16 protein-coding genes are annotated in these 21,538 nt (G+C 71.4%); 7 read left to right on the top strand and 9 right to left on the bottom strand.

Annotated features, from left to right (window positions below; translation table 11 throughout):
- Window positions 1–5 precede the first annotated feature (5 nt).
- Together AB0J16_RS12295 and AB0J16_RS12290 are read right to left on the bottom strand one after the other, a co-directional pair.
- On the bottom strand, window positions 6–1,496 hold the full coding sequence (locus AB0J16_RS12295) for a carboxyl transferase domain-containing protein (RefSeq protein WP_358537720.1): 1,491 nt from the start codon (window positions 1,494–1,496) through the stop codon (window positions 6–8).
- 70 nt (window positions 1,497–1,566) lie between these two features.
- Entirely contained in the window at window positions 1,567–2,724 is a 1,158-nt protein-coding gene (locus AB0J16_RS12290) for a CoA transferase (protein WP_358537717.1), read from the bottom strand.
- A gap of 78 nt (window positions 2,725–2,802) precedes the next feature.
- On the opposite strand from AB0J16_RS12290, the gene AB0J16_RS12285 reads away from it, so the two are divergent.
- Window positions 2,803–3,333, top strand: a complete 531-nt coding sequence (locus AB0J16_RS12285) for an AAA family ATPase (protein WP_358537715.1) — start codon at window positions 2,803–2,805, stop codon at window positions 3,331–3,333.
- A gap of 5 nt (window positions 3,334–3,338) precedes the next feature.
- Here the strand turns inward: AB0J16_RS12285 and AB0J16_RS12280 are convergent, their stop codons facing one another.
- The gene (locus AB0J16_RS12280) at window positions 3,339–4,013 is read right to left on the bottom strand and encodes a histidine phosphatase family protein (protein WP_358537713.1); all 675 of its coding nucleotides are present in this window, start codon (window positions 4,011–4,013) and stop codon (window positions 3,339–3,341) included.
- Between the two features lie 125 nt (window positions 4,014–4,138).
- Between AB0J16_RS12280 and AB0J16_RS12275 the strand changes: the two genes are divergently transcribed.
- A complete protein-coding gene (locus tag AB0J16_RS12275; protein WP_358537711.1) occupies window positions 4,139–4,684 on the top strand; it encodes an EF-hand domain-containing protein in 546 nt (181 codons plus the stop codon).
- Window positions 4,685–4,859: 175 nt separating this feature from the next.
- A complete protein-coding gene (locus tag AB0J16_RS12270; protein WP_358537708.1) occupies window positions 4,860–6,788 on the top strand; it encodes an acyl-CoA dehydrogenase in 1,929 nt (642 codons plus the stop codon).
- A 6-nt stretch (window positions 6,789–6,794) separates the two neighbouring features.
- Here the strand turns inward: AB0J16_RS12270 and AB0J16_RS12265 are convergent, their stop codons facing one another.
- The 4 genes from AB0J16_RS12265 to AB0J16_RS12250 all read right to left on the bottom strand — a co-directional run bounded on the left by AB0J16_RS12265 (window position 6,795) and on the right by AB0J16_RS12250 (window position 11,728).
- Window positions 6,795–8,084: a DegT/DnrJ/EryC1/StrS family aminotransferase gene (locus AB0J16_RS12265; protein WP_358537706.1), complete on the bottom strand. Its 1,290-nt coding sequence runs from the start codon at window positions 8,082–8,084 to the stop codon at window positions 6,795–6,797.
- 191 nt (window positions 8,085–8,275) lie between these two features.
- On the bottom strand, window positions 8,276–9,019 hold the full coding sequence (locus AB0J16_RS12260; protein ID WP_358537704.1) for an amidohydrolase family protein: 744 nt from the start codon (window positions 9,017–9,019) through the stop codon (window positions 8,276–8,278).
- Window positions 9,020–9,042: 23 nt separating this feature from the next.
- Entirely contained in the window at window positions 9,043–9,741 is a 699-nt protein-coding gene (locus tag AB0J16_RS12255) for an amidohydrolase family protein (RefSeq protein WP_358537702.1), read from the bottom strand.
- Between the two features lie 10 nt (window positions 9,742–9,751).
- Window positions 9,752–11,728: a hypothetical protein gene (locus AB0J16_RS12250; protein WP_358537700.1), complete on the bottom strand. Its 1,977-nt coding sequence runs from the start codon at window positions 11,726–11,728 to the stop codon at window positions 9,752–9,754.
- A gap of 83 nt (window positions 11,729–11,811) precedes the next feature.
- On the opposite strand from AB0J16_RS12250, the gene AB0J16_RS12245 reads away from it, so the two are divergent.
- The 3 genes from AB0J16_RS12245 (at window position 11,812) to AB0J16_RS12235 (ending at window position 15,551) form a co-directional block, all read left to right on the top strand.
- Entirely contained in the window at window positions 11,812–12,708 is an 897-nt protein-coding gene (locus AB0J16_RS12245; RefSeq protein ID WP_358537698.1) for an amidohydrolase family protein, read from the top strand.
- The gene (locus AB0J16_RS12240) at window positions 12,705–13,514 is read left to right on the top strand and encodes an amidohydrolase family protein (protein ID WP_358537695.1); all 810 of its coding nucleotides are present in this window, start codon (window positions 12,705–12,707) and stop codon (window positions 13,512–13,514) included. Before AB0J16_RS12245 ends, AB0J16_RS12240 begins: the two co-directional genes overlap by 4 nt.
- A 66-nt stretch (window positions 13,515–13,580) precedes the next feature.
- Complete coding sequence (locus tag AB0J16_RS12235) at window positions 13,581–15,551, top strand: hypothetical protein (protein WP_358537693.1); 1,971 nt, start codon at window positions 13,581–13,583, stop codon at window positions 15,549–15,551.
- A gap of 16 nt (window positions 15,552–15,567) precedes the next feature.
- Here AB0J16_RS12235 and AB0J16_RS12230 read toward each other — a convergent pair whose 3' ends face one another.
- Complete coding sequence (locus AB0J16_RS12230) at window positions 15,568–16,536, bottom strand: helix-turn-helix domain-containing protein (protein WP_358537690.1); 969 nt, start codon at window positions 16,534–16,536, stop codon at window positions 15,568–15,570.
- Between the two features lie 137 nt (window positions 16,537–16,673).
- On the opposite strand from AB0J16_RS12230, the gene AB0J16_RS12225 reads away from it, so the two are divergent.
- Window positions 16,674–20,663 carry a S8 family serine peptidase gene (locus AB0J16_RS12225; RefSeq protein WP_358538829.1) on the top strand — a complete coding sequence of 1,330 codons (3,990 nt, stop codon included), beginning with the start codon at window positions 16,674–16,676 and terminating at the stop codon, window positions 20,661–20,663.
- On the opposite strand, the gene AB0J16_RS12220 is transcribed toward AB0J16_RS12225, so the two are convergent.
- Window positions 20,648–21,535 (bottom strand): dihydrodipicolinate synthase family protein, encoded by an 888-nt coding sequence (locus tag AB0J16_RS12220; RefSeq protein WP_358537688.1) that lies wholly within the window; start codon window positions 21,533–21,535, stop codon window positions 20,648–20,650. The two genes, AB0J16_RS12225 and AB0J16_RS12220, sit on opposite strands and share 16 nt — an antisense overlap.
- Between the last annotated feature and the right edge of the window lie 3 nt (window positions 21,536–21,538).

Raw genomic sequence — 21,538 nt, 5'->3', positions numbered from 1 at the left:
CCAGGCTAGCCGCCCAGGTTGCGGTAGCGGGCCTGGCGGGCCGCTCGACGGTCCGCCGGGCTGCGCGCCAGCAGCCCGGCGATCTCGTACTCCAGCGCCCGTCCCACCCGCTCGCAGAAGGCGCGCGGCTCGTACGCGGCATCGGGCACCTCCGGGATCACCCGGTCGACGATCCCGTCACGCCGCAGGTCGGTGGCCCGCACCCGCTGCTGCTGAGCGATCTCCGGCGCGAAGTCCACACTGCGATAGAGGATCGCCGAGGCGCCCTCCGGCGGCAGCGGCGACAGCCACGCGTGCTGCGCGCACAGCACCCGGTCGGCGGGCAGCAAGGCCAGCGCCGCGCCGCCCGCGCCCTCACCGAGCAGCAGGCACACCGTCGGCGCGTCGAGCATGACCAGGTCGGCCAGGCAGCGGGCGATCTCCGCGGCCAGCCCGCCCTCCTCGGCCGCCTTCGACAGCGCCGCACCCGCCGTGTCGATCACGGTGACCAGGGGCAACCCCAGCTCGGCGGCCAGCCGCATGCCGCGCCTGGCCATCCGCAGCCCGCCGGGGCCGAGCGGCGAGCTGGGCCGCGCCCGGCGCCGGTCCTGGCCGAGCACGACGGCCGGCGCGCTGCCGAACCGCGCCAGCGCCAGCAGCAGGCCCGGCTCGTTCTCGCCCGCGCCGTTGCCGGTGAGCGGGGTCACGTCGGTGGCGGCCAGCTTGAGCAGCGTGCGCGCGCCGGGACGGTCGTCGCGGCGCGAGCGGGTGATCGCCTCCCACGCCTCCACCGGCCGCAGGTCCTCCTCGGGCGGCTCGCCGGCGACCAGCCCGCTACGTTCGGCGCACAGCACCGACAGCGCCCTGATCGCCACCTCCCGCGCGTCGTCGGCCGACACCACCGCGTCGACCAGCCCGTGCTCGTGCAGGTTCTCCGCCACCTGTACGCCTTCGGGGAACGGATAACCGTGCAACGACTCGAACACCCGCGGCCCCAGGAACCCGATCAGCGCCCCCGGCTCCGCGGCCGTGACATGCCCGAGCGAGCCCCACGACGCGAACACCCCACCGGTCGTCGGATGCCGCAGATACACCACGAACGGCAGGCCCGCCCCGCGATGCGCCTGCACCGCGGCGGTGATCTTCACCATCTGCACGAACGCGAGCGCGCCCTCCTGCATCCTGGTGCCGCCCGAGGCGGGCGCGGCCAGCAGCGGCAGCCGCTCACGGGTGGCCCGCTCGGCGGCGGCGACGACCCGCTCGGCCGCCGCCACCCCGATCGACCCGGCCATGAACGAGAACTCGGAGACCACCACGGCCACCCGCCGCCCGTCGAGCAGGCCCTCGCCGGTGACGACGGACTCGTCATAGCCGGACTTGGCGCGGGCCGCGGCCAGCTCGTCGGCATAGGAGGAGCCCGGCGCCACCGGATCGGCGGGCGGCGCGTCCCACGACTTCCACGATCCGGCGTCGAGGACCGTTTCGATCAGTGTGCGCGCGTCCGGACGGCTCACCATGGCTCCCTACTAACCGGCGATGTCGGAATGTTGACGCACCAGAGCGCCCGCCGGTGCCATCGGATTCGCATCACCCCTCGCGCTCTTCCAGCCAGCTGAGCACCGCGTCGCCGTCCTGGCCCAGGGCGGGCGGCGGAGTGTGCGCCACCTCGGGGCCGTCTTCGAAGCGCAGCGGGGGGCCCGGCAGTTCGATGCGGCCGAGTACGGGATGGTCCACCTCGATCACCAGGCCCTGCGAGCGGGTCTGGTCCCAGGTGTAGACCTCGTCGATCGAGCGGATCGCGCCCGCGGGCACTCCCGCCTCACCGAGCCTGGCCAGCCAGTGGCCGCGGTCGTGCGCGGCCAGAGCCTTCTCCATGTCGGCGATCAGCTCATCCCGGTGCGCGAATCGCTCCCTGTTCGTCGCATATTTAGCCACATCTGGGTCTATGCCCAGTAGGGCGGCCACCTTCTTCCACTGGCCGTCGTTGGCCGCCGCGATCTGCAGCATCCCGTCGGCGCAATGGAAGGCGCCGTAGGGGGCGATCGAGGCGTGGTGGTTGCCGTTGGCGCCGGGCACCTGGCCGCCCACGGTCCACGCCGTGCCGTGGTAGGAGTGCACGCCGGTGACGGCGGCCAGCAGCGACGTACGCACCACCCGGCCCCGGCCGGTCCGCTCGCGCTCGTACAGGGCCCCGGTCACGCCGTACGCGCCGTGGATGCCCGCGAGCAGGTCGGCGATGGACGCGCCCACACGGTACGGCTCGTCGCGCGAGGGGCCCGTCAGCGACATCAGGCCGGCCTCGCCCTGGGCGATCTGGTCGTAGCCCGGCCGGCCGCCCTCGGGCCCGTCGTGGCCGAAGCCGGTGATCGACAGGATGACCAGGCGCGGGTTGAGCTCGTGCAGCCGCTCGACGGAGAAGCCGAGGCGGTCGAGCACGCCGGTACGGAAGTTCTCGATGAGCACGTCGCTCTGGCGTACCAGGCGCTCGACGAGCTGTTTGCCGTCGGCGGACTTGAGGTCGATGGCGATGGACTGCTTGTTGCGGTTCGCCGCCAGAAAATAAGTGGAAATATCGTGATCCGGCCCGACGAAGGGCGGCCCCCAGCCCCGGGACTCGTCTCCTCCGTCCGGATGCTCCACCTTGATCACCCGGGCGCCGAGATCGCCGAGCATCTGAGCGGCGTGCGGGCCCGCCAAGGCCCTGGACAGATCCAGCACCACGATGTCACCAAGGGGTCCGGGCAAGGTCAGCCTCCAGAATTGCGTTCGTGGCGAAAGAGTAGTCTTTCAGGCTTCGTGTCTCCTTCACCTACCCTGGGAGCCGTGGAATCGCCCGCCCGCCGCATCCAGGCGCTCGATCCGTCGTGCGGGCCGGTCCGGCTGGTCGCCGTCGACGGCCCCGCCGGGTCGGGCAAGACCACGTTCGCCGGCGAACTGGCCACCGAACTCGGCTGCCAGGTAGTGCACAGCGACGACTTCCCGGTCCCGTGGGACGAGGGCCCCGGCGGCTGGTTCGACGCCCTCGACACGCAGGTGCTCCGCCCGCTCCAGCGCGGACTCCCGGGCGCGTTCCGCCGTTATGACTGGGTACGCGGCGAATACACGGACCTGATCACGGTCCCTGCCGCACCGGTCCTGATCATCGAAGGCGTGGGCACGGCCCGCCGATCGGCGGGCCATCTGCTGGCGTTCACCATCTGGGTGGAGGCCCCCGAAGAGGTGCGGCTGCGCCGGGTGATCGAGCGCGACGGGCCGGAGCTGGAACCGCGGTGGCGCGAGTGGTTCGCCAAGGAGCAGGCCTGGTTCGACGCCGACGACACGCGGGGTCGCGCCGATCTCATCAAAAGTGGTTGAGGCCGCTATAAGGACCGCAAGTGGTCGACGTCATTGAAGGACAGCAGCTCAAGACGGCCGTCCAGCGCCTCCCACGTCGAGACGGAGGCGTTGAGCACGGGCGCGAACTCATCCATGGCGGCCAGCTCGGCGTCCGGCGTCTCGGCGATCACATGCCGCAGGGTCAGCACCACCGCGTCGTGCGCGACGATCAGCACCCGCCGCCCAGCGGCCCGCGCGCCCAGATCACCGACCGCCGCGCGCACCCGGACCGCCACGTCACCCACCGACTCACCGCCCGGCGGCCGATAGTCGTAGTCCCCCGCCGCCCGCCGGCGCGCCAGTTCCTCGGGATGGCGCCGCCCGATCTCCGCCTCGTTGTACGGGGAGAGCATCCCCCGCTCCCGATCCCTGAGCCGCTCGTCCGTCGTCACCGGCAACGTCCGCCACACCTCTGAGGCGCTCGCCCAGGTGTCGAGCGCACGCGCGTAGGGCGAGCACCACACGAACTCGGGCGCCTCCTCCTGCGGCAGCGCCCCCAGCAACTGCCCGAGCGCCCCGGCCTGCCGCCGGCCCAGGTCCGTCAGGGTCACCTCGTCATCGCCACGCTCGTAGACGAGTGGCGTGTCGCCCGCTCGCCGGTAGGCGGCATTCGCCTCGCTTTCGCCGTGTCGTACGGCGAGGATCCGCGACGGTCCCATGTAGTGCATGGTGCCATAGCCGCGCCGGCTCGCCTTTACAAAGTAGATCCATCGGAACGCTCCTTTACTCACAGTTATCCAGCCATCACAATCAGTAAAGGAACCGTCAAGGCAAGGGGCACCCCATGACTGATCTCCTCGAGCGGAAACTGCGGCACTTCTTCGGGCTGATGGACCGGGACGGCAGCGACACCCTGGAACTGGACGACTATCTCGCCGCCGCCGACGGCGTCAGCGCGTCATGCGGCCTGGCGCCCGGATCGCCCGAGCACGAGGCCGTCCGCGCGACGTTCCGCCGGTTCTGGGAGGACGTCATCGAGCCCATGGACGCCGACGGCGACGGGCACGTCAGCTTCGCCGAATACGTCGACGGCTTCACCGAGGGCGTCCTCGACGAGTCCGACGGCTACGAGCGCATCCGGCCGTTGCTCGACGCGCTGATCGACATCGCCGACGCGGACGGCGACGGCCGGATCACCGGCGAGGAGTTCGCCCGCAGCCTCACGCACGGGTTCGGCGTCCCGGCGGACGAGAGCGCCGAGGCGTTCGCCCTGCTCGACGAGGAAGCGAAGGGGCACCTGACGCGCGAGGAACTGCAACGCGCGTCGACGGAGTACTTCCTCGGCACCGATCCCGACGCAGCCGCCAACGCCCTGTTCGGCAGGTTCTGACGGGTCCAGGTTTCTGACGAGCACAGGTTCTGATCGGCCCGGCTTCTGATCGGCCCGGCTTCTGATCGGCCCGGCTTCTGATCGGCCCGGCTTCTGATCGGCCCGGCTTCTGATCGACACGGCGTACCTCCTGCCCGCAGGGGGTGCGCCGTACTTCACTCTGAAAGGGCGCACCTTGGGCGTCACGGACGTATCAGCACTCACAGCGGCGCTCTTCGGACCGCGCTTCAGCGAGGTCCACGAACCGTGGCGCCGCCTGTTCGCCTCCGAGCCCTTCCGCGACAACGCCGACCTGTCTCCGGACGACCGCATGCGCCGGTCGTACCAACGGCTCAGGCACGTCGACAATAGCGTGCGGTCGGTCGAGGATCTCGTGTCCGACATCGAGACGCTCGCCGCCCTGCATGAATGGGCGTGTCCCGTGGACTGCGGCACCACCATGCTCGCCGGGATCCACTACAACCTGTTCCTGGGCAGCCTCCACGACCACACCCCGCACGAGCGGCGCAGCCTGCGCGACTACGCCCCGCTCCAGCGGACCGGGACATTCCTGTGCACCGAGCTCGCCCACGGCAACAGCGCCGCCGAGCTGGAGACCACCGCCGTCTACGATCCGCTCACCGCGTGCTTCGACCTGCACACCCCGCACCCGGGCGCCCGCAAGTTCATGCCGAACACCAGCGCGATCGGCGGCCCGAAGACCGCGGTGGTCGCCGCCCGCCTAATCGTCGACGGTGCGGACGAGGGCGTGTTCCTCTTTCTCACCCCACTGAGCGACGAGTCGGGACCGCTTCCCGGGGTCGAGATCCGGTGGCTGCCCGAACGGATGGGCAGCCCGATCGACCACTGCCTGACGGGGTTCGACCACGTACGACTGCCCCGCCACGCGCTGCTGGAGTCAGAGCGCGGCCGGATCCTTCCGGACGGTTCCTTCACCGGCGGCGTCGAGCGCCGGCGACGGTTCCTGTACTCGATCGGCCGCGTCACCGAAGGCAAGCTCTGCATGAGCGCGACCAGCCTGGGCGGCACCCGCGCCGCGCTCGCCATCGCCATCCGCTACGCGCACACCAGGCACACCTCCGGGCTCAGCCAGGTCACGGGCGGCAGCGTGCCCCTGTTCGCCTATCGCAGCCATCACGCCCGGCTGCTCGACGCGCTGGCCACCGTGTACGCCGCCACGCTCCTGCACCGGACCGCGGTACGACAGTGGGCGGCTCATTCCACGCATGACCGCGGCCAGGCGGAGAACCTGGTGGCGATCGCCAAGGGCTGGATCACCTGGCAGTGCAGGGACGTGCTGATCGAGTGCCGCGAGCGCTGTGGCGCCCAGGGGCTGTTCCTGGTCAACGGACTGGCCGACTTCCTGACCGGCAGCGAGCTGCCCATCACCGCCGAAGGCGACAACCTGCCCATCTGGCTCAAGGCCGCGGGAAAGATGCTGCTGAGGGACCCGCTGCCACCGCCTCCGCCCGCGCCGCCCCCGGCCCTGACCAGCCCGCGCTTCCTGCACCACCTGATGATCTGCCTCGAGCACATCTGGGACCGGCGCGCCCGCGCCGCGTTCGAACGATGCGCCGACCCCCACCCGCTGAACCGCTGGAACGCCGCCACCAACCCCGCGTTGGAACTCGTCGCCGCCCATGCGCAGCGACTGGCGGGGGATGCCTTGCTGAACGCCGCCGCCGACGTTCCGGACGCTACCGAGCAGGACCTGCTACACCCCGGCGTTTCGGACGCCATGTGGCAGGACTTGCCGCACCCCCGCGTTCCGGACGCTGCTGGGCAGGACCTGCTGCGCCCCGGTGTCCCAGACGTCGCGGGACAGGACCTGCTGCACCTCCTCCACCGGATCTTCGCCCTGCGGCGGATCTCCCCGCACAGCGGAAGCCTGATGGCCGCGGGCCACCTGTCGGCCGAGCACGTCGAGCAGTTGCCCATCCTCCTCGACGAGGCGGTCGCGCGGCTCGCGCCGTACGCGCTGCTGCTTGTGGACGCCTTCGCCATCCCGGAGGAGATCCTCCACCGCTACCCGATCGCCAGGTTTCAAAAATCCGATCAGAGCGATCCCGGCGCCCTGCTGATCGAACTGAGCGGGCATGGATGACGACGATCAGGCGGGCGGCATGGCGGCCAGCACCTTGGCCAGGGCCTCGGCCAGGTGGGCGGCGTGGCGGGGGTCGTCCATGAGCATCGACTGCCGGACCCAGACCACCTCCCGTGCCGCCGCCTCGGCGGCCGGGCACGGCTCCACCCGAGCACCCTCCCGGACGAGCGCCGCCATCGTCCCGAGCGGCGGGTACCCGCCTTCGAGCGGCACCCCCTCGGCGGCCATCGCGGCGAGCAGGAACTCCCGGTCCACCGGCTCATGGAAGCGGAGCATGAGCAGATGGCGGGAGTCCCGGGTGGTACCAGGCGGCCGGGGCACCACACTCACCGGCAACCCGCGGCCGTACGCCGTCCGCGCCCCAGACGGGCCCGCACCGCACGCCGACTGCGCACCCGCCGATTCACCACCACCCGCTGCACCCACACCCGCCGACTGGTCGCCATGCGCCGCGCACCAGTCGGCCAGTTCGCGTTCGGCGGCGGCGCAGAAGGCCTCGCGGCGGGCGATCTCAGTGTCGAGGCGGTCGAGCCAGGGCAGCAGGAGGGCCGCCTGGATCTCGGTGAGCCGGAGGTTCCAGCCGACCGACGGGTGGCCGTACCACTGACCGCCGAGCCGCCGGCCGAGGTTGCAGACCGACCAGATCGCCTCGTACGCGGCCTCGTCGCGGCAGACGATCAAGCCGCCCTCGCCCGCCGTCATAGCCTTGCTCGCCTGGAAGCTGTACACCCCGGCATCGCCCAGTCCGCCGACCGGGCGGTCCTTGTAGGTCGCGCCGTGCGCCTGGGCGGTGTCCTCGACCACGACCAGGCCGTGGCGGGCCGCCAGCGCGTTGAGCGGATCCATGTCGGCGGGGCTGCCGGCCAGGTGGACGGGCATGATGGCGGCCGTTTTGTCCGTCAGCGCTGCTTCGACGGCCTCTGGTGACAGGTGCAGGTCCACCGGGTTCACGTCGACGATCACGGGCGTGGCACCGGCCAGGAGCACCGCCGTGGCCGAGGCGACGAAGGTGTAGGCCGGAACGATCACCTCGTCGCCCCGCCCAACCCCCAGACCTCTCAGCGCGGCGAACAGGCCCAGTGTCGCGTTCCCGACCGCCACGCCGTACGGCACGCCGGACCTGTGGGCGAACGCGGCGGTCAGGTCCGCGACCGTGGAGCCGCCTTGGGTGGCGCCCCACTGGCCGCTCTCCAGGACCTCGGTGACGAGAGCGCGCTGGGCCGGGTCGAGCGGCGGCGGCCACGCGGGCCAGGGCGCCGAGCGGACCGGCGTACCACCGTGGAGGGCGAGTGTCACGGGGAGCGTCCCTTTCGATTCGGCTCGGGGTGAGGTGGGGCGTGTTGGGGTGAGCTGGCGGTTGGGGGTCCGGGATGGGTTGGAGAGGTCGGGGTTCGCGGGGTTCGGGGCTGATGGCTCGGGGCTCGGGGCTGATGGGTGGGGGCTGGGGGCTCGGGATGGCTCGGGGCTGGGGGCTCGGGGGGTTCAGGTCACAGAGGGAGAGCGAGGAGGCGGGCGAGGTTGGCGCCCTGGACGAGGGTGCGGTCCCTGTCAGTGAGCGGGGCGAGGGCGATCCGGCCGAAACCGGTGCGCAGGTCCAGGAAACAGGCGTCCGACCCGAACACCACCCGATCCGCCCCGATCATGTCGACGAGCCGGGCGATCCAGCGGCCGGTCATCTTGGAGCCGCAGATCTCCAGGTAGAGGTTCGGGTGGTCGGCCGCCAGACGGGCGGCGCGAGCGAAGCCGTACGCCCAGAGCCCGGTATGCCCCATGAGCAGCGGCACCGCCGGATGGCGGGCGGCGACTGCGGCGAACTGGGCGGGGTCGCTCCACGGCGAGTCGGTCTGGCCGTGGGCGAGAACGGGCAGGCCGAGCTCCCACACCGGGTCGTAGAGCGGGTCGTCCAGACGGCACTGGTGTACGTCGGGATGCAGCTTCACGCCCCACACGCCCTCCAGGGTCAGGGGCGTGCGGTGGTGCGGGTTGTAGACCTGCCAGACGCCGAACCGGCCGGGGAAGCGCTCGGCGATCTCGGCGGCCAGCCGGTTGCCGCGTACGGCGTCCGGGCCGACCGCGAGCAGGTGACTGATGCCCATCGCGGTGACGCCGATCCGGTCCATCGTGGCCACCAGGCCCTCCGCGGACGGATCGGGGATGAGGAAGTCGGGCCAGTCGCCGACGTGACCGTGCGCGTCGAGGACCACATCAGCCCGCTCAGGACGAAGGACCACATCGGCCCGCCCAGGAAGGGGGCTCACATCAGCCCGCTCAGGGAGTCGGCGGCGATCAGGTCGACGGCGGACGGCTCCAGGTCGAGGTGGTCGAGGAGGAAACGGGGGCCGCAGTCGTCGGCGATCGGCGCGCCCGTACCGAAGACCAGCCGGTCCGCCCCGAACCGATCGGCGAGCCATTCGACGCCGCCCTGGGTGTTGACGGTGCCGATCTCCAGCCAGAGGCGGCGGGTCTCCGCCATCAGTTCGGCCACCGCGCGCAGGCGACGGTAGCCGGGGTTGAGCAGGAGGACGCGCTGCTCGGGCAGCCGCTCCAGCAGCGTGCGGAGCTGGGCGGGCGACGTCTCATCCAGGTCGATCGCGATGGGCAGGGCGATGGCGGCCAGCCAGCGCAGCGCGATCGGGCCGGTGAGGTCGAAGCGGTGGCGTTCGGGACAGAGCCTGATCATGCGGACGTTCCACGCCAGCACCTCGTGAACCGCGACCGGCGCGGACGCCCCGGTCACGCCGGGCACCACGACGGGCACCGGGATGAGCCGGGGGTCGTCCAGCCGCAGGAGGACCTCGTTGCCCGCCTGCGCGTCCGAGTAGAGGCTGAGCGTGTGGGTCACACAGGCCCGGTCGATGCCCAGCCGGTCCATCTCGGGCCCGGGGTCCGACGGCAGGTCGTCGAACGGTACGGGACCGATCAGCCGGTGGGCATCGATCACACATTTCGGCACAGACCGAAATCTAGCCAGTGGTCGCCGGGATGGTCAAGGGCGGGCAGCCGGGGTCGAGCCTGATCCGGGCCAGGTTCCGGCCCACCAGGGCCCAGGCACGCCAGCTGCCGGGCTCGAAGTGGAGCTGGGGGTTGGTGTACCACTCGTCGCCCAGGCCGGTGGCCAGCAGCTTGGCGTCGGTGCCGAGTTCGTAGGCGTTGCCGCCGCCGAAGAAGGTGGACACGAACACCTTGCCCCGATGTACGGTCAACTCTCCGTAGCCGGCGAGCTTGCCCTGGCTGACCACCTTCTTGGTGGCCAGGTCCAGCGCGATCCAGGCTCCCGAGTCGCGCTTGTACACGCCGTACAGCAGCCCACGGTGCACCTTGATGTCCTGGAACGTCCGGAAATTGGCGACCGGATCGACCTGCCAGATCACCTTGCGCTTCCTCAGGTCGAAGGCCGCCACGGACGCCGAGGTCTTGACCGGCGGAGTGCCCCCGCCGCCGAGCACGTCGCCGCCCAGGTAGACGACGCCGGCGCCCAGCGACAGGCTCATCAGGCTCTGACCGGGGATGACGTCCACGTACACGTCCATCTTGCCGGTGTCCGGGTCGACCACGGACAGGGCGCCCGACAGCTTGGCGCCGAGTGGCGCGGAGGCCACCAGGAGCTTGTCGGTCAGCGGGTCGTACTCGATGTCCCATGGCCGCTGCTGGTCGTGGCCCAGGTAGCCGAGCCCGCGCACCTGGTCGGTGCGGATGTCGATGGAGAGGATCTGCCCGCTCGGGTACATGGCCGCGTAGATCTTGTTGCCGCGCCGCACCAGGTCCTTGGGCTCGCCGGGCAGGCGGAACCTGCGCTTGGCGCCCGTACGCAGGTCGCGGACCTCCATCGAGAAGTGCCCGCCGATGTAGAGGGCGCGGTTGGGCACGAGCAGCATGCTCTGCGGCCGTTCGGCACCGGCGGGTATTCCGGCCTCGACCAGGTCCACGAACTCCGACTTGCCCGTACGCAGATCGAGCCACCACATGCCGCCGCTGCCCGAGACGCCGAACAGGGTGTTGTCGTCGAGCAGTTGCAGCCGCCTGGTCTCGTCACCGGGGGACGGCGGGTCGGCGATCTTCGTGAACGCGGCGTCGCCGGTCCGGTAGCGGTAGACCGCGCCGTCCGGGCGGGTGGTGGCGTAGACCGTGCCGTCGGCGACCACCGTGAGCATGTCGAGGCTGCCCTCCGCCAGGGCGGGCTGCCGGAGGTCGGTGCCGTCCTTGCGCACGTCGATGAGGGTTCCACCGCTGGCCGCGTACACGCGGTCGCCGTGCTCCGCGACGGCGCCGAATCCCGTGGGGCCGGTGGCGAGCCGCGTGGCCGTGCCGGTGGCCCGGTCGATCGACATGAGCTGGGCCTTGTCGAGCAGGCCGGCGTAGACGTGGTCGGCGTCCGCGGCGATGGCCCTGACGTAACGCTCGCCGGGCGCCAGTACGCCGAAGTTCCGGACCGCGCCGGTGCTGGGGACGTACTCCCAGACCTTGCCGTCCGGGTACGTCCCCGCGTAGAGGGTGCCGTCGGGCGCCGCGGTCAGGCTCCAGACGAAACCGCCGTTCTTCCCGAACGAGTACAGGCGCTTCACCTCACCCGTCGCCGGGTCGAAGCTGTAGAGGTCGGGGACCGGGTACGTACCGACATAGATCTTGCCGCCGGACACGGCGGTGGCCCAGCCACCCTCCGCCTCGCCCGCCGCCGGGCCGTCGGGGAGCGTGACGCTCCTGACGACCTTGCGGGTGGCCAGGTCGATCTCCGCCAGTACGGGCGGCTTGGGGCCGCGTTCGACGACGTAGGCGTGTCCTTCGTGGACGACGGCGCCGACGATCGCGCCGGTGACCGACGCCGGCCCGAACGTCTCCACCGCCGGGCTCGCACAATCGGCGACGGCAGCGGCTTCGGCGGTGGGGGCTGTGAGGAGGGCGGGTAACAGGCCGGCCACGACGACCATGAGTGAGCGGAGCATGTGGGCCTCGCGTTCATTACTGAGCGATTTTGGCCATGACCGTAATCTTATGCGCGCTGTTCGTCAATGGCATGATTGGCTTCATGGCGATTAGGGACAAGACCGGTATGGCGTTCGACGCTTGGGGGCTGATCGGTGGGCTGGAGGTGGCCCTGGACGTCGACGTGCTCGTGGGCGCCTACCCGGACCGCGACGGGCCGCCCGGGACTCCGGCCACCGTACGGGCGATGCTGGCGGCGCACCGGATCCGGGCGGGGGCGGTGGCGAGCCTGCGGGCGGCGCTCTTCGACGTACGCTCGGGCAACGACACGACCATCGCGCTGGCGGCGCCCTATGCGTTGGCGGCAGCCGACACCCTGACGGTATCCGGCGAACAGACCGCGCCCGACGACCTGACGGCAGCCGACACCTTGGCGGCGCCCAACGGAGGGGCGGCGTCGCGCGGGCCGACGGCCGGAGCGGCGGCGGCGTTCGTACCGGTAGGGGTGGTCGATCTGCGGGATCCCGTGGGTGCGGGGCACGAGATGGACCGTCTCGCGGCCGCGGGTGTGCGGGCGGTCCGGCTGTTTCCGGATGAGCAGGGCGTGGAGCCCGGTTTTCCGTCGGTCCGGCATGTCGCCCGGCGGGCGGCGCGGCTGGATATGACGGTCCTGACCGGTGGCGACGTACGCAGGTTCTGGCAGCCGTTCGCCGGGCTGGAGGCCAGGGTGGTCTTCCTCGACACGCACTTCTACCATCTGGGCGACTTCCTGGTGGCCGCCGCCGACGAGCCCGGCTTCCACACCTCCACCCGCCTGCTCAACTCCCCCGACGCGCTGGAGACGGTCGCCGCGGAGCTCGGCGCCGACCGGCTGCTGTACGGCTCGCGGACCCCCCACTACGAACCCGTTGTCCCGCTGCTCAGGCTGGCGACCAGCGGCCTGAAGCCCGACGAGGTGGCCGCCGTGGCGGGCGGCAACGCCAGGAGGCTACTCGGATGATCATCGATGTCCACGCCCATTGGGGCCCCTGGTTCTTCACCATGGACGTGGCCGGGGCGACCCTCGCCACCATGGACCGCTACGGCATCGACCGGGCCATCGTGTCGTCCACCGAGGCGGTCATCTACGACGCCCCGGCGGGCAACCGCGCCCTGGCCGCAGCCCTGAACGACCAGGGAAACGGCGGGATCGGCGGGCGCGAAGGCGACCCGGACGGCGGGCGCGAAGGCGGTCCAGACAGTGGGCGCGAAGGCGGACAGGGTCGGTTGTACGGCTATGTCACCATCAACCCGCGCAGGCTTCAGGAGGCGGTCCGGGATCTGGCCGAGTACCTGCCTACCGGCCGGTTCGTCGGTGTCAAGATCCACACCGACTACACGGGCTCCCCCGCCACCTCGCCCCAGTTGCGCGACGCCCTCGAACTGGTCGCCTCGGCGGGCTGCCCGGCGCTGGTCCACACCTGGGGCCCCTCGGTGCTCGACCTGGCCCAGGTCTGCCTCGACACGCCGGGGCTCCGGGTGATCGCCGGGCACATGGGCGCCGACGGGTTCAGGTACGCGATCGAGGCGGCCCGCGCCTGCGACCGCCTCTACCTGGAGCCCTGCTGGTCCCACGCCCCGGCGGGCCGCATCGCCGAGGTGGCGGCGAACGTGGACGCGCGGCAACTGCTGTTCGGCACCGACGCGACGCTGATCGACCCGTCGTCGGCCTTCGGCTCGGTCGCCGCGGCGAACCTCAGGGGCGAGACGGCCGAGCGGATCGCGTGGCGCAACGCGGCGGAACTGTTCGGCCTGGAGACCGACTAACACGATCTGGACATTACGGCCCGGTCCGTTATAGCGTGCGGCGCAACTTCACCAAGGGAGCCGCACATGATCCCCCGTCGTCGTTTCCTGCGAGCGGCCGCCGCGGCCGCCTCCCTCACCGCCGTACCGGTCATCCAGGCCAAGGCCGCCGAAGCCCGGTCCGGCGAGGAGACCAAGAGCAGCCGCGAGCCCGAGGGCACCGTCACCGGCCTCGGGCCAGCGAGCGTCGCCAGCCCGCTGGGCAACGGCGAGTTCGTCGGCGGCGTCCTGTACGTGGGCTCCCGCGGCCTGTCTCCCAACGTGGTGGGCGCCTACGACCTGGCCAAGGATTCGGTCACCACCCATTTCGACATCCCCACCGGCGTGGGCGTCTGGGCGATGTGCCGGGTGGGCACCGACGTCTATGTGGGCACGCACGCCCGTTCCGACCTCTACCGCATCGACACCGTCGCGGGACAGGTGACGAAGGTCGCCGAATACCCCGACCACTACATCTGGACCATGGCCTCCTCCCCCGACGGCAAGGTCTACATGGGCACGTCGGAGCCGGGCCGCGTCTGGGAGTACGACCCGGCCACGGGCACCAGCCGCGACCTGGGCCAGCCCGCCCCCGGTGAGGCGTACGTGCGCAGCATCCAGGCCGACGACAAGTACGTCTACGCGGGCGTCGGCTCCCACGCCCACCTCGTCGCGATCGACCGGGCGACCGGCGAGAAGCGGGAGCTGCTCCCGGCCGCTCTGGCCGACCGCGACTGGGTGTCGAGCATGAACATCTCCGACACCCACATCGCCGGCGGCATGAACTCCCTGGCCGAGCTGGTCGTCCTCGACAAGGCCGCGCCGGGCGACTACAAGCTGGTCAAGGCCACGGCTCCGGGCGAGAAGTACGTCGTCGCGGTGCTGATCCACGACGGCTATGTCTACTTCTCCGGCCGCCCCTCGGGCACCTTCTACCGCTACGAACTGGCCACGGGCAAGCTGGAAGTGCTCGGCCTGCCGTACTTCGAGGCGCTCACGCATCGGCTGCTGGCCCACGAGGGGCGCGTCTACGGCATCCAGGACAGCGCGGTCTTCGTGTACGACCCCGCGACGGGCACCCTCGACTACCTCAACCTGGTGCAGCGCGGGCTCAAGGCGGCGCCGGAGGAGCCGATGTCGGTCCACTCCGACGGCCGCCGCGTCTACGTGGGCGGCAAGGGCGGCGCCGACGTCCACGACCTGGCCACGGGCAAGGTGAGCAGGCTCGGCATCTCGGGCGAGCCGAAGACGCTGCTGACCGTCGGCGGCACCACCTACCTCGGCGTCTACACCCAGGCCGCGCTCTACTCCTACCGGCCGGACGAGGCGGAGCCGAAGCTGCTGGCCCGTACCGGCAACCAGCAGGACCGGCCGCGTGACCTCGCCTACGACGCGCGGACGGGCCTGGTCGTGATGCCCACGCAGCCGGAGCCCGGCCACATGAACGGCGCATTGTCGCTCTACTCACCGCGCACCGGCACGTACGAGACTTATCGTCCAGCCGTCGAGCGGCAGACCGTCTACTCCGTCGCCACCCGCCTCGGCACCGCCTACCTCGGCACCACCACCCAGGAGGGCCTCGGGCTGCCGCCTGTCACCACGAGCGCCAGGCTGGCCGCGTTCGACCTGGTCAAGCGGAAGCTGCTGTGGCAAGTCGAGCCGATCGCGGGCGCGCGGTACATCTCCTCCCTCGCGCTGGGCCCGATCACCCTGTACGGCATGGCGAGCACGGGTGAGGTGTTCGAGTTCGACCTGATCCGCAAGAAGGTCACCAGGACGCTGAAGGTGGGCGCCAAGGGCGGCGAGCTGTTCGTCACCGACCGTGTCGCCTACTGCACCGACGGCGACAAGGTGTACAAGCTGGACCTGGTCACGTTCACGGCGAAGACGATCGTCGAGGGCTTGGCCGGTCAGTGGTTCGGCGGCGAGCCCAAGCTGGCCCTGGACCCCTCCGGCAAGGCCCTGTACGGCGTACGCGGCCGAGACCTGGTCCGCATCGCCATCTCAGGCCGCCGCTGAGCCGTCAGAACAACCGTCAGATCCACCCACGTTCCCTCGCCGCCATCCCCGCCTGGAAGCGGGTGATGGCGTTGAGGTCCTGCATGAGGTCGTGGATGCGGCGCTGCACGGTACGCAGCCCGAGCCCGAGCGCCCGCGCGATGCCCTCGTCGGTCAGTCCCCCGGCCATCAGCGCCAGCAGGTCCCTGGCCAGCTCGTCCGGACCGTCGGCGGGCGGCCGGGGCACCGCGCGTAACGGGAAGCCGCGCCGCCACTCCCGCTCGAACAGCGCGATCAGCGCGTCCAGCAGCGCCGAGTGGTGCAGGATGAACGCCGCGTCGATCGCGTACGCCCCGCTGCGGATGGGGATCAGCGCGAGCGCGTCGTCGGCGATCCAGATCTTCACCGGCGCGTCCGCCACCACGCGCACCTTCTCACCACGCGCCGCCGCGGCCTGGATCAGCTCCAGCCGGCCCGGCATCGCCAGCGCCTCCAGGTCGTAGACGCTGCGGTAGTCGACCCCCGCCTGGAGCATCCGCAGCTCGCGCTCCGTATTGCCCGACAGGTCCGGCATGACGTACGGGGGCTTGTCGATGTTGCGGAACATGCTCTGCGCGCTCTCCTGGAGCGCGTACGCCCGGCTGATGATGTTGTCGGTGCCCATGACCACCTCCACCTGCTCGGCGGGGTGCGCCGCGTAGCGTGAGGCCCGCTGGAACGACGTGGTGAGCTCGTGGATGGCCGTCCGTACCTGGTGCAGCTCCTCCTCCTGGCGGCTGAGCATCGGCCGGATGGCGATGTCCGGCGCGACCGCCACGTATCGGGCGCGGCGGCCGGGCAGGCGGCTGGCCAGCCCGCGCCGGGCAAATCCGGCGAGCGTGCGCGCGGCCAGCGGCGTCGAGACCCCGCAGTGCGTGGCGAGTTCGGCGGCCGATGACCGCGGATTCTCGACGAGCATCGTGTACAGGCGGCTCTCGGCCGGTGACAGGCCGATCGCTTCGAGCATGGCGGCACCCTTCTGACCAATGGCGGGATACCGCCACCTGGCGGGTTTTGGCCCCTCCGGCGTACTTGTGCCCTGACTGATTCCCAGATTAGGTCAGCGAGGAAACGATCTCCACCGCACAGGAGAGTGCCGTGCGCATGCTGTCCACCCCCCGGCGCCGCGGTCTCGGGGCCTTACTCGCGCTCGCGCTGGCGGTGCCGCTGGTCGCCGTAGCCGAGCCGGCCACCGCCGCGCCCGCCGCCGCACCCGCTGAGGCGCCCGCCAACGGGTCCGCCAACGCGCCCGCCGCCGTCAAGGCGCGGGGTACGGCGCCCGTCAAGATCACCCTGGTCACCGGGGACACCCTCACCTACTCCAAGGACGCCGCGGGCCGCGCGGCGGTCGTCGTGGACCCCCGCGACGGCCACGAGGCGACGACCTACCAGGCCCAGCAGGACGAGCACGGCTACTACGTGATCCCCGCTGACGCCGGTCCTTACGTCAGCAGCGGCCTGCTGGACAAGGAGCTGTTCAACGTCGACTACCTGGCCGTCAACGGGTACGGCGACGCCAAGGCCGATCGGCTGCCCCTCATCGTCCAGTACCAGCCGCAGGTGAAGTCCGGCGACGTCGCGGGCAAGGCCCGGGCGCTGAAGGGCGGCACGGAACCGCTGGTCCTGAAGAGCATCGACGGCGCCGCGCTGAAGGTCGACAAGAAGCAGGCCCGAACGTTCTGGCAGTCCGTGACCGGGGAGACGACCCCGTCGGAGGCCAAGGCGAAGGCGGCCCCCGCCCTCGAGAACGGCCTGCGCAAGGTGTGGCTCGACGGCAAGGCCAAGGCGCTCGACGACGTCAGCAACCCGCAGATCGGCGCGCCGAAGGCGTGGGCCGCCGGGTTCGACGGCACCGGCGCCACGGTCGGCATCATCGACACCGGCATCGACGCCCAGCACCCCGACCTTCAGGGCAGGATCGCCGAGGCGCGCAGCTTCGTCCCGGCGGGCAGGCCCGGCGGCGGCGACCCGGCCAACGCCTCCGACAAGTTCGGCCACGGCACCCACGTGGCGGGCATCATCGCGGGCAGCGGCGCCGCGTCCAACGGCCGCTACAAGGGCGTGGCGCCCGGTGCCCGGCTGACCATCGCCAAGGCGCTGGACGACACCGGCAGCGGCAACAACTCCGAGATCATCGCGGCGATGGAGTGGCAGGCGGCCACCGAGCACGCCCGGGTGGTCAACATGAGCCTGGGCAGCAACGGCGCGACCGACGGCACCGACCCGCTGAGCCAGGCGGCCAACGACCTGACCGCCGAGTACGGCACGCTGTTCGTGGTCGCGGCGGGCAACTCGGGCCCTGACCGGTTCACCGTGGCCGCGCCCGGCGCGGCGACCTCGGCCCTCACGGTCGGGGCGGTCGACTCCGCCGACAAGATCGCGTCGTTCTCCAGCCGCGGCCCGCGCCTGAGCGACGACTTCGCGATCAAGCCGGAGATCACCGCGCCCGGCGTGAACATCATCGCGGCCCGCGCGGCCGGGACCTCGCTCGGCGAGGGCAGCAGCGTCCCGGGCGGCGGCCCGATCGACGACAACTACACGGCGGCGTCCGGCACCTCGATGGCCACGCCGCACGTGGCCGCCGCGGCGGGCATCCTGGCCGCCCAGCATCCCGACTGGACGCCCGACCAGCTCAAGACCGCCCTGGTGGGCACCGCGCAGCCCCTTGACGCCACCTCGCCGTACGACCAGGGCGCCGGTCGGCTGGACATCGGCCGGGCCGTCACCCAGCAGGTCTTCGACGACCTGTCGGTGGTGTCGGCCGGGTTCACCGACCCGTACACCGGCCAGACGCTCACCAAGAAGGTGACCTACCGCAACACCGGCAAGGACCCCGTCACGCTGTCCCTGTCGCTGGCACTGGCGCGCGGCGAGGCGCAGGTGCCCGCCGGGATGGCCTCGATCACGCCGTCGTCGCTGACCGTGCCCGCGGGCGGCACCGCCTCGGCGGACCTCACCATCGAGCCCAAGCTCGGCGAACCCGGCTGGTACGAGGGCCGGCTGACGGCGACGGCCGGGACCGACCGGCTGACGGCGCCCATCGCCTTCCGCAAGCAGGCCCAGATGGACACGGTGCACGTCAAGCTCGTCGGCAAGCCCGAGTGGGCGAGGCTGAACCCCGGACCGCTGTCCGTGATCAGGGTCAGCGACACCGATCCGCTCCTCGACGGCGAGCCGCGCACCATGGTCACCGAGAGCTGGCGGGCCACCGACGTGCCCGGCACGGTGCAGGTGGACGTGAAGCTCGCCCACGGCGGCGTCTACTCCATCAGCACCCAGCCGTGGTGGTACACCATGCCGGCCCACCAGCTCCAGTACGGCCTGCTGATCGCCCCCGAGACCAAGCTCACCGGCGAGACCACGATCACCCTGGACGCGACGAAGACCGAACCGTTGCGGATCAGCACGCCGCGCGAGTCGGAGCCGGTGTTCCTGAACACGATGAACGTCCGCACGACCGCCTCGGGGCGGATGTACGCCGGCGCCTCGCTGCTGAGCTACGAGCCGGCGATCACCGGAAACTACTGGGTCACGCCGGTCACGTCCAAGCCGACCGTGGGCACCTTCACGTTCCTGTTCGACCAGATCCGCCGGGCGCCGGAGGTCTCGCTGAGCGTGCCGGGCCTGTCGCTGCATCCGCGCTACGTCAGTGAGCACGACGCCCTGGTGCCCAAGTTCGCCGCCGACCAGCGGCTGAGCCTGACCACCATCGGCGCGGACATACGCGGCAAGCTGGTCTATCTCCCCGCCAGGGACTCATTGCAACTCCTCCTGACCGACATGGAGACGGCGATCAAGGGCGGGGCCGCGGGTGTGATCACCAACGACCGCTTCGCCTGGATCCTCAGCGCCGACGCCTACCTCGCCCAGAACAAGCTGCCCCTCCTGTGGCTCGACAGCGCCGAAGCCGACGCCCTCGGCAAGGCCATGGCCCGCAAGCCGTACCCGGCCGGGAAGCTGACCGTCCAGCCGAACAGCCCGTTCGAGTACAAGCTCGCCTACTACGTGAAGGGCACCACCGCCGGCCGCCTGACCTTCGCCCCGAAGGCCCGCGACCTGACCGCGATCGACACCACCTACCACGCCCAGTTCCCCATGCAGGCGGGAAGGTGGGGGCCGTACCCGAACTTCAACGAGGTCGACCACACCTACATCCCCGTCCAGCCGCTCAGCGTCCGCGGCTCGCACCTCTTCAACGCGCCCGTGACCCGGACCGAGTACTACAACACGACCGGCGGCGAGGTGCTGTGGCAGCGCGGCTACCAGTTCCGCGACCCCGCCACGGACACCACTCGCCTGGCCATGTCCGAACGGGGGTTCACCCGCGCCACCCAGGAGCGGGAGGAGTGGAACGAGGCCCTCATGCCCACCCAGATCACCACCGGGCCTGACCGGCCGGACTGGGTCGATCCGGGGATCTTCTGCGACGGCTGCCGCCAGGGCGACCGGCTGCGGATGCGCGCGCTCGTCCCGTTCGGCCTGGGCTACTACACCGACGCCGCCAACCCCAGCCACACCTATGTAGGGGCGCCGGGCGACGAGCAGACCCATCTGTTCAGCGGCGAGACGGAGGTGCAGCCCCAGTCCGACGAGATCGGCCTGCCGTACTACAGCGTGCCGGCCGGGTCGGGCACGTACCGGCTGACCAACGTGTGGAAGGACGGGTTCACCGGCAAGCACGCGGGCACCAGCGTCGAGTCCACCTGGACGTTCCGTTCGGCCCGGCCGGTGAAGGACAACGCCCCCTACACCTGCCTGGACGGCCTGCTCTTCGGTGACAAGCAGCCGTGCGCCCGGCTGCCGCTGATCCAGCTCCGGTACGAGCTCAACCTGCCGGGCAACGACACCGTGGCGGCCGGCCGGCCGTTCGCGTTCACCGTCAAGGCCGAGGGCGGCGCGTCCGCGCTGCGGGTCTGGACCTCCGCCGACAAGGGTGCCCACTGGACGCCGGCCGTGGTCCTCCCGGCGCCGGGCGGCTCCTACAAGGTCCTGGTGGTCAACCCGGCCGGCAGCATCACGATCAAGGCTGAGGCGAAGGGCAAGGACGGCAGCGCCGTCACGCAGACCGTCGCCGACGCCTACATCGCGAGGTAGCCCCCCGCCCTCGCCACCGCGGCCCGTTCCTGCTCCGGCAGGGGCGGGCCGTACGGGTCGTGGGCGTGGGACTCCGGGATGCGGCCCTCGGCCGCCGCGAGCCACAGCATGCGCTGGACGTAGCCCTCCATGGGCTCGGTGAAGGTGACGGTGGCCAGGCGGTCCAGGCGGCCCGACGCCGCGTCGAAGGCCCGCAGGTCCGAACCTCGGTAGGCGGCCATGACCCCGGCAGTGACCTGGACCGACGCGGCCGCGAGGCCCACCAGGGCGGCCTCGGCGCCCCACAGGAGCGACGGGCCGAACATGCGGTCCTCACCGGTGATGGCCAGCCGGCCCGCCTCTCTCGCGAGGGTGATGGCGCGCTGGCAGCCCATGGCGTCGGACAGCAGCGCGGTCTTGATCCCGGCCACGCCGGGATGCCGGAGGAGGTCCCGCATGGTGTCGGCCGGGCAGGGCCGGGTGTAGAGGTCGAAGGCGATCATGGGGATCCCGGCGGCCCGCCAGATCGCCTCGTGGCCGCCCAGCCGGTCGCCCTCGGCGGGGAAGACCAGGACGCCATCGGCGCCGAGCCTCGCGGCCACCTGGGCCTCCGCCACGGCCCGCTCGGGGGCGCCGCCGACGCCGACGATGACCGGCACGCCGAGCGCGACCGCGCGCTCGATCACGGCGGCGCGTACGTCCGGAGTCAAGTACGGCCCGCGGCCGGTGTGCGCGAGCACCGCCAGCCCGTCAGCACCGTCCTCGACCAGCCCGGTGAGGTAGCGCGAGACCACGCCGAGATCCACCTCGCCCGACTCCGTCATGGGGGTGGCCGCGGCGGCGAGCAGCGTGCCGCGAAGACGATCACGGAGGACTTGTGCCGAAATATCCACCCG

This window comes from Nonomuraea sp. NPDC049750 (assembly GCF_040659625.1).
Taxonomy (GTDB): Bacteria; Actinomycetota; Actinomycetes; order Streptosporangiales; family Streptosporangiaceae; genus Nonomuraea.
This window is presented reverse-complemented; position numbering and strand designations above follow the sequence as displayed.

Bases quoted from the DNA above. Each gene is read 5' to 3' on its own strand.
- AB0J16_RS12295 (WP_358537720.1), bottom strand. From the start codon at position 1,496: ATGGTGAGCCGTCCGGACGCGCGCACACTGATCGAAACGGTCCTCGAC.
- AB0J16_RS12280 (WP_358537713.1), bottom strand. From the start codon at position 4,013: ATGGGACCGTCGCGGATCCTCGCCGTACGACACGGCGAAAGCGAGGCG.
- AB0J16_RS12275 (WP_358537711.1), top strand. From the start codon at position 4,139: ATGACTGATCTCCTCGAGCGGAAACTGCGGCACTTCTTCGGGCTGATG.
- AB0J16_RS12250 (WP_358537700.1), bottom strand. From the start codon at position 11,728: ATGCTCCGCTCACTCATGGTCGTCGTGGCCGGCCTGTTACCCGCCCTC.
- AB0J16_RS12245 (WP_358537698.1), top strand. From the start codon at position 11,812: ATGGCGATTAGGGACAAGACCGGTATGGCGTTCGACGCTTGGGGGCTG.
- AB0J16_RS12240 (WP_358537695.1), top strand. From the start codon at position 12,705: ATGATCATCGATGTCCACGCCCATTGGGGCCCCTGGTTCTTCACCATG.
- AB0J16_RS12235 (WP_358537693.1), top strand. From the start codon at position 13,581: ATGATCCCCCGTCGTCGTTTCCTGCGAGCGGCCGCCGCGGCCGCCTCC.
- AB0J16_RS12230 (WP_358537690.1), bottom strand. From the start codon at position 16,536: ATGCTCGAAGCGATCGGCCTGTCACCGGCCGAGAGCCGCCTGTACACG.
- AB0J16_RS12225 (WP_358538829.1), top strand. From the start codon at position 16,674: ATGCTGTCCACCCCCCGGCGCCGCGGTCTCGGGGCCTTACTCGCGCTC.